The following is a 17,481-nucleotide window of genomic DNA, read 5'->3' on the forward strand; positions in this document are numbered from 1 at the left end:
AATGCCCGGATCGGGCTGGAGGATAGTGTGACCACCGAGCGCAGCGGCGCTGCAATCCTGATCGAATGCCTCAAGCGGCAGGGTGTCGAATTCGTTTTCGGCTATCCCGGCGGCGCGGTCCTGCCGATCTACGACGAGCTCTTCGCCGATGAAGATATCCGTCACGTTCTCGTTCGCCATGAAGCGGGCGCGGCGCATGCCGCCGAAGGCTACGCCCGTTCGACCGGCAAGCCCGGCGTCGTGCTGGTAACCAGCGGACCGGGGGCGACCAATGCCGTGACGGGCATCGCCGATGCCTATATGGATTCGATCCCCCTGGTGGTGATCACCGGGCAGGTGCCCACGGCGCTGATCGGGACCGACGCGTTCCAGGAAGCCGACACGGTCGGATTGACGCGCCACTGCACCAAGCACAACTACCTCGTCAAAGACCCCGAACGGCTCGGCGCGACGATCGAGGAAGCATTCCGCATCGCCACCACGGGGCGTCCCGGCCCGGTGGTCGTCGACATTCCAAAGGACGTCCAGATCGCGCTGGCGACGCAGAGCGGACAAGACGGCACGCCGCTGCCCTCGCATCGCTATCAGCCGCGCATGGTCGGGGCTGCCGACGAGATTGCCGAAGCGGTCGAAATGCTCGCCGCAGCCGAACGGCCCGTGTTCTACACCGGCGGCGGCATCATCAATGCCGGCCCGCAGGCGAGCGAATTGCTGCGCAAGCTCCAGTCTGCCACCGGAGCGCCGGTGACCAGCACGCTGATGGGCCTTGGGGCCTTTCCTGCCGAGCATCCCGATTGGCTCGGCATGCTCGGCATGCACGGCACCTACGAAGCCAACATGGCGATGAACCGCGCCGACCTGATCGTCGCGATCGGCGCCCGCTTCGATGATCGCGTGACCGGGCGGCTGGATGCCTTCGCGCCCGGAGCCCGCAAAATCCACATCGATATCGACCGCGCCAGCATCAACAAGATCGTCCCCGTCGATCTGGGCATTGTCGGTGATTGCACGCATGTGCTCGATCAGATGCTCGAAGCCTGGGGTGGCCGCAAACCGCGCGACCTGTCCGAATGGCAGGCCCGTATTCTCGGCTGGAAAGCGCGCGATTGCCTCGCCTATCCCGAACGCGGCAGCGATTTGATCATGCCGCAGAAGAGCATCGAGCGGCTGTTTGCGCTGACCCGCGACCGTGATCCAATCATCACCACCGAGGTCGGCCAGCACCAGATGTGGGCAGCCCAGTATTTCCGGTTCTTCGGCCCCAACAAGTGGCTGACCAGCGGCGGCCTGGGGACCATGGGTTATGGCCTGCCCGCCGCGATCGGTGCGCAGCTTGGCAATCCGGACAGTCTCGTGATCGACATTGCGGGCGAAGCAAGCATTCAGATGAATATCCAGGAACTGGGCACCGCCAGCCAGTATCGCCTGCCGGTCAAGGTGTTCATCCTCAACAATGAATACATGGGCATGGTCCGCCAGTGGCAGGAGCTGACCTATGAAAGCCGCTATTCGAACAGCTATTCGGACAGCCTTCCCGATTTCGTGAAGCTGGCCGAAGCCTATGGCTGGAAAGGCATTCGCATCGAGGACGAAGGCCAGCTCGATTCCGGGATCGAAGCCATGCTCGCGCATGACGGACCGGCGATCGTCGATTGCCGGGTAGCGAAGGAAGCGAACTGCTTCCCGATGATCCCCAGCGGCGCGGCGCATACCGACATGCTGCTCTATGGCGATCAGGTGGGCGGCACCATGGACGATGAAGCAAAGGCGCTTGTGTGATGGGCATGATGGCGAATTTCCCGAACCGCTTCGAAGCGCGTGCCGAACGGCGCAACTGGTTTGCCCGCAAGGATGCCGAAGCACTGCTTGACTGGGTCGAGGACTGCGGACACCGGTTCATCGGGCTCGAGGTCGCGCAGAAGCAGGACGACGGAACCTGGACCCTGCTTGCGGACTCGCTCGACCTGTCGCGCCAGACCGAGAATTTCGAGGCCATCCGCATGGGCCGCGTCTTCCTGTCGGAATATGACGGCGAAGGGCGGATGTTCGAACCCGTCTGGCAGGACCGCGCACAATGAAGATTGCCCAGCAGGCGGCCGAACGGCACGTCCTCAACGTTATCGTCGACAACGAGCCGGGCATTCTCGCCAAGATCACGGGGATGTTCACCGCGCGCGGCTACAACATCGACAGCCTGACCGTGGCCGACATTTCGGAAGATCACGCGATCAGTCGTATCACGATCGTCACGCGCGGTCCCGAGCCGGTAATCGACCAGATTCGCGCCCAGCTCGAACGGCTGGTGCCGGTCCACAAGGTGATCGACCTCACCGAATCGGGCGGGCATGTCGAACGCGAACTGGCGCTCATCAAGGTCGCCGGGAAAGGCGACAATCGCGTCGAGGCGCTGCGCATCGCGGAACTGTTCCGCGCCAATGTGGTCGACACCACGACCTCCAGTTTCGTCTTCGAACTGACCGGCTCGCCCGAGAAAATCGACAGTTTCATCGCGCTGATGCGCGAGCTCGGGCTTGTTGAAGTGGGGCGTTCGGGAATCGTGGGAATGGTCCGCGGTCCCGAGCCGAACTGATCGAATGAATTTCGTCGCTCCTGCTCAGGCGGGAGCCTATCCAACCTATCGCCAGTCGGCGACCAATTCTGGGCCCCTGCCTTAGCGGGGGCGACGCGAGGGAAGAAAATGCAAGTCTATTACGATGCCGATTGCGACCAGCAGCTGATCAAGGACAAGAAGGTCGCAATCGTCGGCTATGGCAGCCAGGGCCATGCCCACGCGCAGAACCTACGCGATAGCGGTGTGGGCGAACTCGCCATTGCGCTGCGCGATGGCTCCCCCAGCGCGAAGAAAGCCGAAGGTGCGGGCTTTACGGTCAAGACCGTTGCCGAAGCCGCCGAATGGGCCGACGTGCTGATGATCCTCGCGCCCGATGAACACCAGGCAGCGATCTACGCCAATGAAGTCTCTGGCCGGATGCGCCCGGGTACTGCGCTCGCCTTCGCGCACGGTCTCAACATCCATTTCGGGCTGATCGACCCACCCGCCGATGTCGACGTCATCATGATCGCGCCCAAGGGGCCTGGTCACACGGTGCGCGGCGAATACATCAAGGGCGGCGGCGTACCCTGCCTCATCGCGGTGCACCAGGAATCGAGCCAGTCGGGCGGCAACGGCTTCGCCAAGCAATTGGCCTTGTCCTATGCGAGCGCGGTTGGCGGCGGCCGGTCGGGCATCATCGAAACCGATTTCAAGGAAGAGTGCGAAACCGACCTGTTCGGTGAACAGGCCGTGCTGTGCGGCGGGGTCACCCATCTGATCCAGGCCGGCTTCGAAACGCTGGTCGAAGCCGGATATGCGCCCGAGATGGCCTATTTCGAATGCCTTCACGAAACCAAGCTGATCGTCGACCTGCTGTATGAAGGCGGGATCGCCAACATGCGCTATTCGATCTCGAACACGGCCGAGTATGGCGACATCAAGACCGGCCCGCGCATCATCACCGAGGAGACCAAGGCCGAAATGAAGCGCGTCCTAAAGGACATCCAGTCAGGGCGTTTCGTCAAGGACTTCGTGCTCGACAACCAGGCCGGTCAGCCCGAACTGAAGGCCAGCCGCAAGGCCGCCGCCGCGCATCCGATCGAAAAGACCGGCGCCCAGCTTCGCGCGATGATGCCCTGGATCGGCGCGAACAAGCTGGTCGACAAGGACAAGAACTGACATCTGCTATCGGCATCCATTGGTCAGATCCCGGCCAATGGATGCCGTTCACCGACCCGTTGTTGTGCGTACCGCAGCCGACCGGCCCGGCACACTCCGGGAACGCGTTACTGGCGCGGGGCATTCTTCAGTGAGGTTCAACAGGAGGCCGACCATGAAGACATCTTTCCTCGCCCTTGCGCTTGCAGCCAGCGGATCGCTGGCCGTCACTGCGATATCCGCGCAGGATCAGCCGCAGATCCCGGGCGTCGTCGACGTCAGCCGGGTCGCCGCCGGTAGCTATTCGCTCGACCCATCGCATACGCTGGTAAGCTGGCAGGTCGGTCACTTCGGCTTCAACGACTACTTCGGACTGTTTGGCCAGATCGACGGCACGATGACGCTCGACCCTGCCGATATCGACGCGACGAAGTTCGACATCACGGTTCCGATCACCAGTGTATCGGTGCCCAGCGAAGGTCTGCGCGACCATCTGCTGCGCCCGGGCAAGGATGGCGCGGCCCCCGACTTCTTCGGTCCCGAACCTGAAGCAGCGCGCTTCGTTTCAACCTCGGTCCGGCGGACCGGTGAAACCACCGCCGTCGCCAGCGGAATGTTGACGATGAACGGCCAGACCGGCCCGGTTACCATGCTGGTGGAATTCACTGGCGCCGGACAGAATCCGATGAGCGAAGCACAGACCGTCGGCTTCCACGCACGTGCGCAGATCGATCGTACCGACTGGGGGATCAGCTACGCCGCCCCACTGGTCGACAACATGGTCGACCTGGAAATCAGCGCGGCTTTCGAACGCGACTGAACCCCACTCGACAAGCGCATGGCGAGCGGCCACGGTCCTCCCCATGCGCTTGTCAGACTGCCACAATATCGATGACTTCCGCCGGCTCGCGAAACAGCGGCTGCCGTGGCCCGTGTTCGACTATATCGACGGGGCTGCCGATGACGAAGTGACCAAGGCGCGCAACACCAGCGCGTTCGATACGATGGATCTCGTACCGGACGTGCTCGCGGGCGTCGGTCAAATCGACACCTCATGCCAGATCATGGGCCGCCACAGTGCATTGCCACTGGTCCTCAGCCCGACCGCGTTGCAGCGCGCCTTTCACCGCGACGGTGAACGGGCCGTCGCGCAAGCGGCGGCCCGGTTCGGCATATGGTTCGGCATTTCCAGCCTGGCCACGCACTCGATCGAAGAGATCGCGGCGCTGACCGACGGACCCAAGCTGTTCCAGCTATACGTTCACAAGGACCAGGGACTCAACGCCAGCATGATCGAACGCTGCCAGACAGCGGGCTTCGATGCCCTCGCGCTGACGGTCGACACCATAGTATCGGGCAAGCGCGAACGCTGCTTGCGTTCGGGCTTCACCACCCCGCCCCGCTTCAGCGCATCCTCGCTCTGGAGCTACGCCACGCGCCCCCGCTGGACGCTCGATTACGTGTTCGGTCCGAAGTTTCGGCTGCCCAACCTCGATGGACATGTCGAAGAAGGCAGCGGCAAGGCGGTCAGCATCCAGGACTATTTCAACACCATGCTCGATACGAACATGGATTGGGATACCGCGGCGCGCATCCGGCAGGATTGGGGCGGGACTTTCGCCCTCAAGGGTATCATGAGCGCGGGCGATGCGCGGAAAGCGGTCGAGATCGGTGCCGATGCTATCTGGATTTCCAACCATGGCGGACGCCAGCTCGACGGCAGCCGCGCGCCCTTCGACCAGCTAAGGGAGATCGTCGAGGCCGTGGATGGCGAGATCGAGATCATTCTCGATGGTGGTGTGCGCCGCGGCACGCATGTCCTCAAGAGCCTGGCAGCGGGGGCGACAGCCGCCTCGGGCGGGCGGCTGTATCTCTATGCGCTTGCCGCTGCGGGGCAGGACGGGGTCGAACGGGCGGTGCAGATCCTGAAGGAAGAAATCGAACGCGGCATGCGGCTCATGGGCGTGACTTCGATCGACCAGCTTGCGCCCGACCGCTTGCGTCGGCGCTGAGTATCGGTTCAGCGGCGATCACGGCATGGCGGCCACACAGGCGCGCAGCTCGCTCACGAACAGTTCCGGCTGCTCCCACGCGGCAAAATGCCCGCCCTTGTCCAAATCGTTCCAGTAAACGAGATTGGTGAGCGTTCGCTCAACCCACTCGCGTGGCGCGGGCAGGATCTCTCCGGGAAAGGCGCTCGCCCCCGCAGGTATGCTCACCGTGCCGTCGCCGAACTTGCCAAAGCTTTCCCAGTAGAGCCGGGCCGCGGAGGCGCCCGTAGCCGGCAGCCAGTAGAGCATGACGTCGTCGAGCACCTGGTCCATCGTCAGCACATCCCAGGCCGAACCCTGGTTATCGGTCCAGTAGTGCACTTTCTCGAGCATCCATGCCGCCAACGCGGAGGGCGAATCCACCAGGCCATAGCCGATCGTCTGCGGACGCGTGCTTTGCTGCTTGGAATAGCCCGAATCCCATTCCTGATAGAACCCGAGGCGCTGCAGCGCCTTGAGCACCTTGGGGTCCTTGCTCTGCATATCATCAGGTCCCGGACGGCCGATTGGCATGTTGAGGTGGATGCCCCTGCACTCGGACGGGGCCAGTTGCCCGATCGCCATCGTGACTGCCGCGCCCCAGTCCCCGCCCTGCGCCATCCAGCGCCGGTATTCCAACCTCTGCATCAATTCGGTCCAGGCCTGCGCGATCCGTTCCACCCCCCATCCCGTAGCCCCGGGCTTGGCGGAAAAGCCGTAGCCGGGCAGCGACGGGGCGATGACATGGAACGCCTGCGTGTCTGCCACAGCCGGCTCGGTCAATTCGTCGATCACGCCGAGGAATTCGACCACCGAACCGGGCCAGCCATGCGTCAGCAACAGCGGCACGGCATCGGAGCGCGACGAGGGCTTGTGCAGGAAGTGGATATCCAGCCCATCGATCTCGGTGACGAACTGCCCGAGCGCATTCAGCCGCGCTTCGCATCGCCGCCAGTCGTAACCGTTCCGCCAATAGGCGACCAACTCCCTAAGCGCGGCAAGCGGTGTGCCCTGCGTCCAGTCGTCGACCGTTGCCGCTTCGGGCCAGCGCGTGCGATCGAGGCGTGCTGCCAAATCCGCTAGATCCGCCTCGGGAATGTCGAGCGTGAACGGCCTGATCGCGTTCATGGCTACGCGTCCTCCGTCGCTTTTTTCGATGCGGCGACCACTCGGTTCATATCGGCCAGCAATATCGTGCTTGTCGCCTTGGCGAGAACGGTCCCCGCCGCGTCCTTCAAATGGCCTTCGTAGAAGCTGGTCCGCTTGCCATGCCGTTCGACCCAGGCTTCTGCGATGACGAGCCCGGGGCGCGTCGGGGCGAAATAGCTGACCTTGAGTTCCAGCGTCATCGGGACAATGCCGGGGCCGTTCCTGGCCATTGCCGCATGCGCCATGGCCGCGTCGATCCAGCCACTGATGAAGCCGCCCTGCACAACCCCGCCCGAATGGCACTGCTCCCGTTTGGCTTCGTATTCCAGCCTCGCATGTCCCGCGGCGTCGGTCGACACGACCCGTATCAAACCAAGTGTTTCGTTCAGCGAATGCCCCTCGGCCATGCTCTCTCCCATCTACCGTGAAATATAATTTCTCGCGATGCCCAAGACTGTTTTGCTTTACAACCCCGGCTGGCTTTCGCATACGCCGTGGTATGACGAATGCACTCGGCCTAATTATCCTGCGACTTACTCGCCCTTGGGCGTGATATCTGGCGTGCCTTTCCCGGTGCGCTGAGCGCCCAAGGGACCGACCGCCACCCTACACTTTCGCAGATACCGAGTTTCCCCGATGTCCATGCTCCGCGACCCGAGCGTCAAATATTCGCCCTTCCCGCAGGTACCGCTTGCCGAACGCCAGTGGCCCACGCGCACCATCACCGCGGCGCCGCGCTGGCTGTCGACCGATCTGCGCGATGGCAACCAGGCAATTGTCGATCCGATGGATGCGCACAAGAAGGGGCGCTTCTTCGACCTCCTCGTCGAAATCGGGGTGAAGGAAATCGAAGTCGGTTTCCCCAGCGCCGGTGCCACCGAGTTTGACTTCATCTCGGGCCTGGTTCGCGACGGGCGCGTACCCGACGACGTGCTGGTGCAGGTCCTCACTCAAAGCCGTGAAGACCTGATCCGGACGAGCTTTGCCAGCCTTGCAGGCGCCAAGCAGGCGATCGTCCATCTCTACAATGCCGTCAGCCCCGCCTGGCGCGAAGTGGTGTTCGGGATGAGCAAGGAGCAGGTCCGCGACATTGCAGTGCATGGCGCCAAGATCATGCGCGACGAAGCGGCCAGGCAACCCGATACCGCGTGGCATTTCCAGTACAGCCCCGAAACCTTCTCGACTGCCGAACTCGATTTCAGCCTCGAGGTCTGCGAAGCAGTGATGGAGGTGCTGGCGCCCACCCCCGAACACCCGATCATCCTCAACCTGCCCGCGACGGTCGAGGCGGCGACCCCCAATATCTATGCCGATCAGGTTGAATACTTCATCGGCAACCTGCCCGCTCGCGATAGCGCGGTGATCAGCCTGCACACGCATAATGACCGCGGCACCGGCGTGGCCGCGGCGGAACTGGCTTTGATGGCCGGTGCCGACCGCGTCGAAGGCTGCCTCTTCGGCAATGGCGAACGCACGGGCAATTGCTGCCTGGTGACGATGGCGCTCAACATGTACACGCAGGGCGTCGATCCGCAGCTCGATTTCTCCGACATCGACCGCGTGATCGAGACGGTCGAATATTGCAACGAACTGCCGGTCCACCAGCGGCACCCCTATGGTGGCGAACTGGTATACACCGCCTTTTCGGGGAGCCACCAGGATGCGATCAAGAAGGGATTTTCGGCGCTCGAGACGCAGAACGATCCGCATTGGCGCGTACCCTACCTGCCAATCGACCCGGCCGATCTGGGGCGCAGCTACGAAGCGGTGATCCGGGTCAATTCGCAATCCGGCAAGGGCGGCTTCGCCTGGGTGCTGGAACAGGACCAGGGGCTCAAGCTGCCCAAGAAAATGCAGGCCGATTTCAGTCCGCATGTGCAGCGCATGGCAGACGAGGTCGGTCGCGAGCTCAATGCAACCGATATCTGGGAAGCGTTCAAGGCGGCCTACCATGTCCAAACCGCCGACAAGCATTTCCAGCTGGTCGATTACGAGGAACGGCGCGGCAGCGACGGTACCCGGCTGTTCACCGGAACCATCGCGGTTGCTGGACAGGAACAGACCGTTTCAGGCCGCGGCAACGGCCTGATCTCGTCGGTCCTGACCACGCTCGAGGACGCTTTCGGACTTAGCCTGGAAGTGGTCGACTACACCGAACATGCGCTGACTGCCGGACGGGACAGCCGCGCTGCCGCCTATCTCGAATGCCGGGATGCCGCCGGGCGGACCATCTGGGGCTGCGGGGTCGACGAAGATGTCGCGACGGCAAGCGTCAGAGCCGTGCTCAGCGCAGCGAATTCGGCGATGGACGCAGCCTAGCCGGCGACGGCAATCCGCGCCTGTTCGATTGGTGCTCCGCCCCTGGTAAGTCGTCCGAAGCCCTGCGCCCGGCAGGTGCGGTTGCGGCCCGACGCCTTGGCAAGATAGAGCGGGGCGTCCGCGGCCTGCAGCGCCATCGACGCGCTGCAGCTTTCGCTGATCATGGCGAAACCGAGGCTCGCGGTGACGGTAAACGCCTTGCCATCGCTGTCGGCCATGGGGTGTTTCGCGATTGCCAGGCGCAGGCGTTCGCAGATGTCTGCCGCTGCTTCTGCCAGCGGGCGCTTCACGATGATGGCGAATTCCTCGCCCCCCAGCCGTGCGAAGAAGAATGTATCGGACGCCATGCCGTTCATGATCGCGCCGACTTCGCTGAGCACCTTGTCCCCGATGGCATGCCCGTGGGTATCGTTGACCTGCTTGAAATGGTCGAGATCGACGAATGCCAATCCGAACGGCTCCTGATCGGCAACGTCCAACCGTCTATCGAGGATATCGAGGAATGCGCGGCGGTTGGGCAAGCCGGTGAGCGTATCGGTCCGTGCTTCGCGCGTCATCTCCAGCTCCTCGAGCTTGCGTGCGGTAATGTCGCGGATCGTGACCACGAAGCCGCATACTTTCCGTCCCGAGGTTTCCACTGCGCGCAGCTTTGCCTCAAGCCAGCGGGTCTTCCCGCCCCGCCCCACCGACCGCTCGAGTATTTCGGTCCGGCCCGGATGGCGGCTGGCTTTATCGAGCGCGCGGTCGACCTTCTTACGATCGAACTCGCTGAAAAACGCCGCAAGGTGCAGCTGTTCCACGCTGCCGCGACCGCTCAACCGGGTCGAAGCCGGTGACGCGAAACGGATGGTTCCACTGCTGTCGAGGTGTAGCAGGGCGTCGTCCGAATGGTCGGCGATCAGGCGCTGCATCGCTTCGCGATCACCGAGTTCGTCGAGGATCCGCTGACGTTGCTGGATTATGACGGCCATCGGAAAAGCGATCAGCAACAATGTCGCGAGATAGAATTGCAGGAACAGCGCCTTCTGCCACAGTGGCATGGCAAGTTCGGCGAAGACCCCGGTTCCCATTCCCAGAGAGAACGCCGCCGCGACGGAAATCACCAGCACCGCGATAGCGGCGCCGAACCGGCGAAACCGGAAACTGGCGAAAACGAGTGGTACGATGGGCAGGAACAGCAGCGGCATGGCAGACTGGTGAAACGCAAAGCCCGAGACCAGCGCGGTGAGGCTTACCACGCCCGCAAAGGCCAGAACCCGTGCGCGATCGCGCATATTAGCGAAGTCTTCCCTGCGATAGGACTGCAAGAGCAAGGCCAGCGGAAGCACCAGCAAGGTGCCAAGTCCGTGCCCGACCCACCAAGAAAACGCATGGAACAGCCACGTTCCGCCGACGATCTGGACCGCCATCAACCCGCCCACGATCGCACTAGGAAGGGGTCCGACAAAACCGGCCCAGAACCCGAGCGAGGCGACGCCGCCTTCGCTTTCGATAAAATCGCGCTGTGGCCTCAAGCGCACCAGCAGCCACGCGATGAACCAGCCTTCGAAGATATTCGCCACTGCCAGCGGGAGCGCCCAGGCCGGTCCGAAACCGAACAGCGCCGTCGCCGCCGTGCTCAGGCCCATGAGGATCGCAAAAGCTCCGAGGTGGTGGACGCGGGGCAGGGTCAGGAACAGGGCTGCAGCCAGTGCCGATCCCACCCAGACCAACGCAAGACCGCCGGCGAAACGGGTCCAGAAGATCGTGGCCGACGTGACCACGAAGAACAGCGCCCCGTACAAGGCGATCCGCATCGCGGGATGCGTCATGGAGCAACCGTTCCCATGGTGGCGCGGTAGACCGGGGAGGTTAACGGCCTGAAAGGATTTGGCTGCGGGTTGCCCCGTAGCAACGCGTAGATATCCGTGCGCGGACAGCGCGACGGCAAACGGCAGCGCCCCAAGGCATGAGGCCACCCTTCCCGCGCATCCTTTTCGCTTGTCAGAACGGGCGGACCTGTGTTCCATCACCGGGAGAGACCGAAGGCCGCCGAAGGGGGGAGCGCAGCCAGTGACCGAAGATATTCTCGAACCCGAACTGCCGATCATCGATCCGCACCATCACCTGTGGGACCTGCGCCCGCTGGTCGGGGCATTCCCCGAACCGCGGCATGCTTTCATCGAAGCGATCTCGGGTGCCGCCTACTATACCTTCGACCAACTTTACGCCGATACGCACTCCGGCCACAATGTCGTGGGCACGGTGTTCATGGAATGCGGCGCCTTCTACGATGCCAGCCGCGACGAAGCGATGAAACCCGTCGGCGAAGTCGAATTCGTCAATGGTGTGGCGGCACAAGGCGCCAGTGGCCTGTACGGCGATTATCGGCCCTGTGCCGGGATTGTAGGCCATGCCGATCTGACCCTTGGCGATGGTGTCAGGCCGGTGCTCGAAGCGCTGATCGCGGCAGGCAACGGGCGTTTCAAGGGCATCCGCCATGCCGCTGCCTGGGATGCCGATCCCGAAGTACTAGGTCCGCCGTTCCACGCCCCCGAAGGTCTGTATGCGTCGGATGCGTTCCGGGCTGGGTTTGCCGCCTATGCCGAGCATAATCTGACGTTCGATGCCTGGTTGCTCGAACCGCAACTGGGCGACCTCATCGATCTCGCGCGGGCCTTTCCCCACCAGCAGATCGTGCTCGACCATTGCGGCACCCCGCTGGGGATCGCCTGCTATCAAGGCAAGCTGCACGAACGGTTCGAGAATTGGCGCAAATCGATCCACGCGCTTGCCGAATGTCCCAATGTCGCGGTGAAGCTTGGCGGGCTGGCAATGGCTTTTTGCGGACTGCCCGAAGAAGGTCCCGACAAGGGCTATGGATCGGAACACCTGGCCGGCCTGTGGCGACCGTATATCGAAACCTGCATCGAGGCGTTCGGACCCGAACGGGCGATGTTCGAATCGAATTATCCGGTCGATCGCTGGGGGGCGACTTACCCCGTGCTGTGGAACGCCTTCAAGCGACTGGCAGCAAAGCACAGCCCGGCAGAAAAGCACGCGCTTTTCGCTGGCACTGCGGCGCGTATCTACGACATCGAACATGTGCTCGAGCTGCCGTCCGCCGCAGCTTGACGTTTACGTAACGTCACTCTCGACAAGCGGGCGAACGCACCATACGCCACCCGCCTAGCGACTATTGAGAGGAATTTTCCCGCCATGCCCCTGCCCGCCCCCTTCGACAAGCTGCGCCTCCCCGTCATCGGATCGCCGCTGTTCATCGTTTCCGGGCCCGAACTGGTCATCGCGCAATGCAAGGCGGGGATCGTCGGCAGTTTTCCCGCGCTCAACGCGCGTCCGCAAAGCCAGGTGGATGAGTGGCTGCACCAGATCACCGAAGAGCTGGCGGCGCACAACCGCGATAATCCCGATCGTCCGGCAGCCCCCTATGCGGTCAACCAGATCGTCCACAAATCGAACGACCGGCTCGAAGCCGACATGGCGACCTGTGCAAAATGGCAGGTGCCGCTGGTCATCACCTCGCTCGGAGCGCGCGAGGAAGTGTTCAGCGCGGTCGAAGGCTGGGGCGGCATTACGCTTCACGACGTGATCAACGACCGTTTCGCACGCAAGGCAATCGAAAAGGGCGCCACCGGCCTGATCCCCGTGGCCGCCGGCGCCGGCGGTCATGCCGGCGTGCTGAGCCCCTTCGCGCTGATGCAGGAAATCCGCGAATGGTTCGACGGCCTGGTCGCGCTTTCGGGTTCGATTGCACATGGCCGTTCGATCCTTGGCGCGCAGGCACTGGGCGCGGATTTCGCTTATATCGGTTCGCCGTGGATCGCCGCGAGCGAGGCGAATGCCGACGAGGGCTACAAGAAGGCCATCGTCGACAGCAGCGCCGAAGGCATCGTCTATACGAACCTGTTTACCGGCGTTCACGGCAATTACCTGCGCTCGAGCATCGAAAGCGCGGGTCTCGATCCCGACAACCTGCCCGAAAGCGATCCCAGCAAGATGAATTTCGGCAGCGGCGGCAATTCCAAGGCCAAGGCGTGGAAGGACATCTGGGGTTCGGGCCAGGGTATCGGCGCGGTCACCCGGAGCGCTCCCGTCGAAGAGACCGTCGCGCGGCTCGAACGCGAATATATCGCTGCAAAGGAAGCCCTGGCAAAGGCCACCGCCTAGTCCGCGCTCGCTTCCCACAGGAGGCCCGCCATCGCGTCGAGATCGGTAAAATCGACGCGGGCGGCCTGGCGATCTTTCCGATTGAGGCGAAGGGGTTTGCGCACATCCAGCAATCGCCGCCGCAGGGCCCGCTGCAACAGGGCAAGCCGCATCAGGGCGGCGGCAGCGGCTTCGTCCGGGCGCGACTGCTTCTGAAGTGACCAGCGCCGCTCAATACGTCCCATCCGCTGGATGACCATTTCGTTGTAGCGGCGATGCGGCCCGCGATGGAGCGGCAGCGCCAGACGCAGCGCTGCATCCTCGCGCGCAGGCAGCAGCAGGCCGTTGCAACGAAAATCGTCGAACCCGATCCGATCGGCTCCCACCGTTTCGATCAATCCCGTAAAACATCGCTTGTTCAGCGCCTGGCGAGGCAGCAGATGGTGTTTCTGCAGCGCGGGGTCATGTTCAGCAGTGCCGGAACGGTTGACCGCACGGAAGGGCAAGTGCGGGCGGGCGAAGTGGGCTACAGTGTGCGTGCCGCGATCCACCGTGCCGCTAGACGGGATCGATGCGAATCACGCCAGCGGCCAAGTCTGGCACCATTTCGAGTTCCGCTCCCCCCTCGATGACAAAACGCAGCGGTTCGACGGGCAATTCATAACCGACCAGTTCCTGGACGATGCGGACAACAAGCCGTGTCGCGGCAGCACGGTCCTGCGAAAGGGATGACGCCAGCGCCAGTTCGCAGCCGATGAAGAAGGCCAGTCCCTCGGTGCGAAGATGGCCGCCCGGACCGGCATATATACCCAGCATCCCAAGCGCAGGGAATGCCCCGCCGGCGATCCACGCTTCGACCGTGCCGGTAAAGAACTTCGGCGTGATCGCAGTGCGCGCCGGCGGCCAGCACACCACACGAACATCCGGCAGCCGCGCAGCCAGTTCCCCCCCCAGCGCCAGCAAGGTCCGCACCACCGGCAAGGAGTGGGCGCCTGCTGCGATATGCGGGCCAGGACGCAGGCTGACGGCCTCCGCATCTGCAAGGCAATCGACATCGCAGCTGAACCGGTAGGCCACTTCGGGGGCGACCATTGCCGGACCGGGCGCCAGGCCCCGCAAGTCGAAGGTCAGGCCGTCGAGCAGCAGTTCGAGCCAGTCGGTGTCGCGGGACGCTTGCGAGAGTTCGGCTGCGACATGGTGCGACGTATCCGCGTTAGCGGGATCGAAACTGATCGACGCGCGGGGGAAGCATTCCAGCGCTTCAACTATCGCCGCGCGATCGGGACGGCGGCCGTGCTCGAACATGAGCACAAGCCCAGCCGCGCCGGCCCCCGCCGCACCGGTCCTCGAAGCTCCGACCGTCACCGTGCCGTTCGTCCTGCTGCCATGCGGGGCTCTTGTGGTCGCAATTAGACGCTGCGTCGAGACCGATCCGGCGGCATGGCTCCGAAACGGACCCGATCCCTAGAAAATACCCTGGGCGATGCCCTCGGCAAGTGCCGTACCCAGATCCCGAGCGCGGTCCAGGGCTTCCGGCTCGACGGTCTTCGGAGCAAGAATGGCCTCTGCTTCCTGCGCCTCGGTGTTGACGATCCACTGATCGGTCACGCGTTTCAGCCGCCAGCCGGTGGCGATGCGATCGATCTGCCGCTGGGCCCCCTCCCCGTCCGACCCCGCGGCGATCACCGTCGCGTAGGGTCGCCCCTCGATCCTTCCAAGGACGGGATAGTAGCACCGGTCGAACATTTCCTTCATTTCGCCGCTCATGCTCGCGAGGTTTTCGGGGCAGCAGAACAGATATCCGCCCGCTGCCAAAATATCCTCCGGTTCGACTTCTTCCGCGCGCAGCAGGCGGCTATCGGCGCCAGCTGCCTGGTGTGCAGCCTGTGCCAATTGCTCGCTGGTACCGGTGCGGCTGTGCCAGATGATCAGAAGCGGTCCGGTGGACATGGGCCAAGCATCGCGCGCGGCTGTCGATTGTCAATCGGCGCAACTTCCGTTGCCCCCAAGCACAGGCTATTGCCCGCGCATGGCATCGCAGGCCCTTTCACATGTATTCGGCGTATCATCCTCCCTCACGGGCCGCGCATGGCGCTGGCGCGGCGGGAACATGGAACTCGGCGGATCCCAGACCCTGGGGGACGATATCGTTCGCCAGCTGCTGCTGTCGCGCGGTGTTCCAGCAGAGGATATCGAACGCCACCGGCAGCCCACCCTGCGCAACTTCCTGCCCGACCCGTCGCTCTTCCGCGACATGGACGTGGCCGCTGACCGCATCGCGCAGGCGGTATTCGCAGGCGAAACGATCACGATCTATGGCGATTACGACGTCGATGGCGCGACCAGTTCCGCGCTGCTCATCCGGCTGTTGCGCGACCTCGGGGTCGAAGCAGGCTATTACATTCCGGATCGCCTGCTCGAAGGCTATGGTCCCTCGGGCGAAGCCTTGGTCCGGCTCGGCCAATCGGGTTCGAGCCTGATCGTCACCGTCGATTGCGGCGCTATGGCACACGAAGCGCTTGCCATGGCGCATGACGCGGGGATCGACGTGATTGTCGTCGATCACCACAAGTGCTCGGCCGAACTTCCCAAGACGGTCGCGCTGGTCAATCCCAACCGGCTGGACGAGGAGGACGACGCTGCCGCGCATGGCCACCTCGCCGCAGTCGGGGTCGCCTTCCTGCTGGGTATCGCACTGGTGCGCACGTTGCGTCAGCGCGGCTTCTTTGCCGGTCGCAAGGAACCCGATCTGCTTGCGCTGCTCGATGTCGTGGCGCTGGGCACGGTAGCCGATGTCGCTGCATTGCACGGGCTCAACCGCGCTTTCGTGGCGCAGGGGCTGAAGGTGATGGCGCGGCGCGACAACATCGGCATGTCCGCCCTGATCGATGCCAGCCGGCTCAAGCGCAGTCCCGCCTGTTCGGACCTCGGCTTTGCCCTGGGCCCGCGGATCAACGCCGGTGGCCGCGTGGGGGAATCGACGCTCGGCGTGCGGTTGCTGACCACGCGCGATCCCGAAGAGGCGCGCACCATCGCCGCGCAATTGTCAGCGCTCAACGACGAGCGGCGCGCGATCGAGGCCGAAGTGCAGGAAGCGGCCGAGCAGCAGATTGCTGCCCAGCACAACCGGGCGGTGCATCTGGTGGCCGGCGAAGGGTGGCACCCCGGAGTGATCGGGATCGTCGCCGGGCGAATCAAGGAAAAGACCGGCAAGCCCGCAGTGGTCATCGCGCTCGACGGCGATACCGGCAAGGGATCGGGCCGCTCGATCAGCGGGGTGGACCTTGGCGCTGCCATCATCCGTGCGCGCGGCGAAGGCCTGCTGGTGGCGGGCGGCGGCCATGCCATGGCAGCCGGGCTCACGGTGGACGCCGACAAGGTGGACCGGCTGGCTGACTGGCTCGACCATACGCTCGAGGGCCATGTCGCCCGCGCCTCCGCCACGCGCGATATGGCGCTCGATATTGCCGTGGCGCCCGGCGGGCTGACGTCCGAGCTGGTCAATTCGCTCGAAGAGGCCGGCCCCTACGGGGTCGGCTGGCCCGGGCCGCGGGTGGCGGTCGGCCCGGTACGGCTGGTCAAATGCGATATCGTGGGCACCGATCACGTCCGCCTGATTGCCGCGGGCGACGATGGCAAGAGCTTCAAGGGCATCGCCTTCCGCGCCGCCGAAAGCGACATGGGACAAGCCTTGCTGCACGGATCGCGCGGCCGCCGCCTGTGGCTGGCAGGCCGCGTGAAGATCGACGATTGGGGCAACCGCCCGCAGGCGGAACTGCACGTGGAAGATGCCGCCTGGGCCGATTGATACTTTTGCGTGCGAAGGAGGGTTGACGGCCCGCGGCCCCACGCCTAATTGGCCCGCCACGCCACCGACCCGCAACGCGGGTGTGGCCCGTTCGTCTAGCGGTTAGGACGCGGCCCTTTCACGGCTGAAACACGGGTTCGATTCCCGTACGGGTCACCACGGTGGTGGTATTGCCATGGCAATCCGCGCAAAGCGCCACTTCTGTGGCCCGTTCGTCTAGCGGTTAGGACGCGGCCCTTTCACGGCTGAAACACGGGTTCGATTCCCGTACGGGTCACCACTTCTCCACCGGGCTGAAAAGCGGCTGGCGCGTCCGC

General features: G+C 63.9%; 16 protein-coding genes and 2 tRNA genes. 12 read left to right on the forward strand and 6 right to left on the reverse strand.

Annotated elements, in window-relative coordinates; translation table 11 throughout:
- Positions 1-27 precede the first annotated feature (27 nt).
- From ilvB to GRI55_RS09120, 6 genes are all read left to right on the forward strand, one after another.
- Positions 28-1,779, forward strand: a complete 1,752-nt coding sequence (ilvB, locus tag GRI55_RS09095; RefSeq protein ID WP_160766903.1) for a biosynthetic-type acetolactate synthase large subunit — start codon at positions 28-30, stop codon at positions 1,777-1,779.
- Positions 1,779-2,078, forward strand: a complete 300-nt coding sequence (locus GRI55_RS09100; RefSeq protein WP_063506000.1) for a hypothetical protein — start codon at positions 1,779-1,781, stop codon at positions 2,076-2,078. Before ilvB ends, GRI55_RS09100 begins: the two co-directional genes overlap by 1 nt.
- Positions 2,075-2,590 carry an acetolactate synthase small subunit gene (gene ilvN / locus GRI55_RS09105; RefSeq protein WP_050600645.1) on the forward strand — a complete coding sequence of 172 codons (516 nt, stop codon included), beginning with the start codon at positions 2,075-2,077 and terminating at the stop codon, positions 2,588-2,590. Before GRI55_RS09100 ends, ilvN begins: the two co-directional genes overlap by 4 nt.
- Before the next feature lie 108 nt (positions 2,591-2,698).
- Positions 2,699-3,733: a ketol-acid reductoisomerase gene (ilvC, locus tag GRI55_RS09110; protein WP_050600646.1), complete on the forward strand. Its 1,035-nt coding sequence runs from the start codon at positions 2,699-2,701 to the stop codon at positions 3,731-3,733.
- A 154-nt stretch (positions 3,734-3,887) separates the two neighbouring features.
- On the forward strand, positions 3,888-4,532 hold the full coding sequence (locus tag GRI55_RS09115) for a YceI family protein (protein WP_160766904.1): 645 nt from the start codon (positions 3,888-3,890) through the stop codon (positions 4,530-4,532).
- A 43-nt stretch (positions 4,533-4,575) separates the two neighbouring features.
- A complete protein-coding gene (locus GRI55_RS09120) occupies positions 4,576-5,724 on the forward strand; it encodes an alpha-hydroxy acid oxidase (RefSeq protein WP_160766905.1) in 1,149 nt (382 codons plus the stop codon).
- Positions 5,725-5,742: 18 nt separating this feature from the next.
- On the opposite strand, the gene GRI55_RS09125 is transcribed toward GRI55_RS09120, so the two are convergent.
- Both GRI55_RS09125 and GRI55_RS09130 read right to left on the reverse strand, forming a co-directional pair.
- Positions 5,743-6,870: an epoxide hydrolase family protein gene (locus GRI55_RS09125; RefSeq protein ID WP_160766906.1), complete on the reverse strand. Its 1,128-nt coding sequence runs from the start codon at positions 6,868-6,870 to the stop codon at positions 5,743-5,745.
- A 2-nt stretch (positions 6,871-6,872) separates the two neighbouring features.
- Positions 6,873-7,298 (reverse strand): PaaI family thioesterase, encoded by a 426-nt coding sequence (locus GRI55_RS09130; RefSeq protein WP_063511465.1) that lies wholly within the window; start codon positions 7,296-7,298, stop codon positions 6,873-6,875.
- Between the two features lie 229 nt (positions 7,299-7,527).
- On the opposite strand from GRI55_RS09130, the gene leuA reads away from it, so the two are divergent.
- A complete protein-coding gene (gene leuA / locus GRI55_RS09135; RefSeq protein WP_160766908.1) occupies positions 7,528-9,210 on the forward strand; it encodes a 2-isopropylmalate synthase in 1,683 nt (560 codons plus the stop codon).
- Here leuA and GRI55_RS09140 read toward each other — a convergent pair.
- Complete coding sequence (locus tag GRI55_RS09140) at positions 9,207-11,021, reverse strand: sensor domain-containing diguanylate cyclase (RefSeq protein ID WP_160766909.1); 1,815 nt, start codon at positions 11,019-11,021, stop codon at positions 9,207-9,209. The two genes, leuA and GRI55_RS09140, sit on opposite strands and share 4 nt — an antisense overlap.
- 241 nt (positions 11,022-11,262) lie before the next feature.
- Here GRI55_RS09140 and GRI55_RS09145 point away from each other — a divergent pair, with 241 nt between their 5' ends.
- Together GRI55_RS09145 and GRI55_RS09150 are read left to right on the forward strand one after the other, a co-directional pair.
- Positions 11,263-12,324 (forward strand): amidohydrolase family protein, encoded by a 1,062-nt coding sequence (locus tag GRI55_RS09145; RefSeq protein WP_160766910.1) that lies wholly within the window; start codon positions 11,263-11,265, stop codon positions 12,322-12,324.
- An 84-nt stretch (positions 12,325-12,408) separates the two neighbouring features.
- Positions 12,409-13,377, forward strand: coding sequence for an NAD(P)H-dependent flavin oxidoreductase (locus GRI55_RS09150; protein WP_063513070.1), 969 nt, complete (start codon positions 12,409-12,411; stop codon positions 13,375-13,377).
- Here the strand turns inward: GRI55_RS09150 and GRI55_RS09155 are convergent.
- From GRI55_RS09155 to GRI55_RS09165, 3 genes are all read right to left on the reverse strand, one after another.
- Positions 13,374-13,907 carry an AHH domain-containing protein gene (locus GRI55_RS09155; RefSeq protein WP_307019302.1) on the reverse strand — a complete coding sequence of 178 codons (534 nt, stop codon included), beginning with the start codon at positions 13,905-13,907 and terminating at the stop codon, positions 13,374-13,376. The two genes, GRI55_RS09150 and GRI55_RS09155, sit on opposite strands and share 4 nt — an antisense overlap.
- A 7-nt stretch (positions 13,908-13,914) precedes the next feature.
- A complete protein-coding gene (locus tag GRI55_RS09160) occupies positions 13,915-14,661 on the reverse strand; it encodes a hypothetical protein (RefSeq protein ID WP_160766911.1) in 747 nt (248 codons plus the stop codon).
- A gap of 159 nt (positions 14,662-14,820) precedes the next feature.
- A complete protein-coding gene (locus GRI55_RS09165; RefSeq protein WP_160766912.1) occupies positions 14,821-15,306 on the reverse strand; it encodes a flavodoxin family protein in 486 nt (161 codons plus the stop codon).
- Between the two features lie 79 nt (positions 15,307-15,385).
- Here GRI55_RS09165 and recJ point away from each other — a divergent pair, with 79 nt between their 5' ends.
- The 3 genes from recJ to GRI55_RS09180 all read left to right on the forward strand — a co-directional run bounded on the left by recJ (position 15,386) and on the right by GRI55_RS09180 (position 17,444).
- The gene (gene recJ, locus GRI55_RS09170; protein WP_160766913.1) at positions 15,386-17,164 is read left to right on the forward strand and encodes a single-stranded-DNA-specific exonuclease RecJ; all 1,779 of its coding nucleotides are present in this window, start codon (positions 15,386-15,388) and stop codon (positions 17,162-17,164) included.
- Between the two features lie 84 nt (positions 17,165-17,248).
- Positions 17,249-17,323, forward strand: a tRNA-Glu gene (locus GRI55_RS09175).
- Between the two features lie 46 nt (positions 17,324-17,369).
- Positions 17,370-17,444, forward strand: a tRNA-Glu gene (locus GRI55_RS09180).
- Positions 17,445-17,481 lie beyond the last annotated feature (37 nt).

Origin of the sequence: Qipengyuania citrea, from assembly GCF_009828015.1 — a bacterium.
Lineage (GTDB): Bacteria > Pseudomonadota > Alphaproteobacteria > Sphingomonadales > Sphingomonadaceae > Qipengyuania > Qipengyuania citrea.

Coding starts and splice junctions, on each gene's coding strand:
- recJ (WP_160766913.1), top strand. CDS start 15,386: ATGGCATCGCAGGCCCTTTCACATGTATTCGGCGTATCATCCTCCCTC.
- ilvN (WP_050600645.1), top strand. CDS start 2,075: ATGAAGATTGCCCAGCAGGCGGCCGAACGGCACGTCCTCAACGTTATC.
- GRI55_RS09130 (WP_063511465.1), bottom strand. CDS start 7,298: ATGGCCGAGGGGCATTCGCTGAACGAAACACTTGGTTTGATACGGGTC.
- GRI55_RS09140 (WP_160766909.1), bottom strand. CDS start 11,021: ATGACGCATCCCGCGATGCGGATCGCCTTGTACGGGGCGCTGTTCTTC.
- ilvC (WP_050600646.1), top strand. CDS start 2,699: ATGCAAGTCTATTACGATGCCGATTGCGACCAGCAGCTGATCAAGGAC.
- GRI55_RS09115 (WP_160766904.1), top strand. CDS start 3,888: ATGAAGACATCTTTCCTCGCCCTTGCGCTTGCAGCCAGCGGATCGCTG.
- leuA (WP_160766908.1), top strand. CDS start 7,528: ATGTCCATGCTCCGCGACCCGAGCGTCAAATATTCGCCCTTCCCGCAG.
- GRI55_RS09100 (WP_063506000.1), top strand. CDS start 1,779: ATGGGCATGATGGCGAATTTCCCGAACCGCTTCGAAGCGCGTGCCGAA.
- GRI55_RS09150 (WP_063513070.1), top strand. CDS start 12,409: ATGCCCCTGCCCGCCCCCTTCGACAAGCTGCGCCTCCCCGTCATCGGA.
- GRI55_RS09125 (WP_160766906.1), bottom strand. CDS start 6,870: ATGAACGCGATCAGGCCGTTCACGCTCGACATTCCCGAGGCGGATCTA.
- GRI55_RS09120 (WP_160766905.1), top strand. CDS start 4,576: ATGCGCTTGTCAGACTGCCACAATATCGATGACTTCCGCCGGCTCGCG.
- GRI55_RS09165 (WP_160766912.1), bottom strand. CDS start 15,306: ATGTCCACCGGACCGCTTCTGATCATCTGGCACAGCCGCACCGGTACC.
- GRI55_RS09160 (WP_160766911.1), bottom strand. CDS start 14,661: ATGTTCGAGCACGGCCGCCGTCCCGATCGCGCGGCGATAGTTGAAGCG.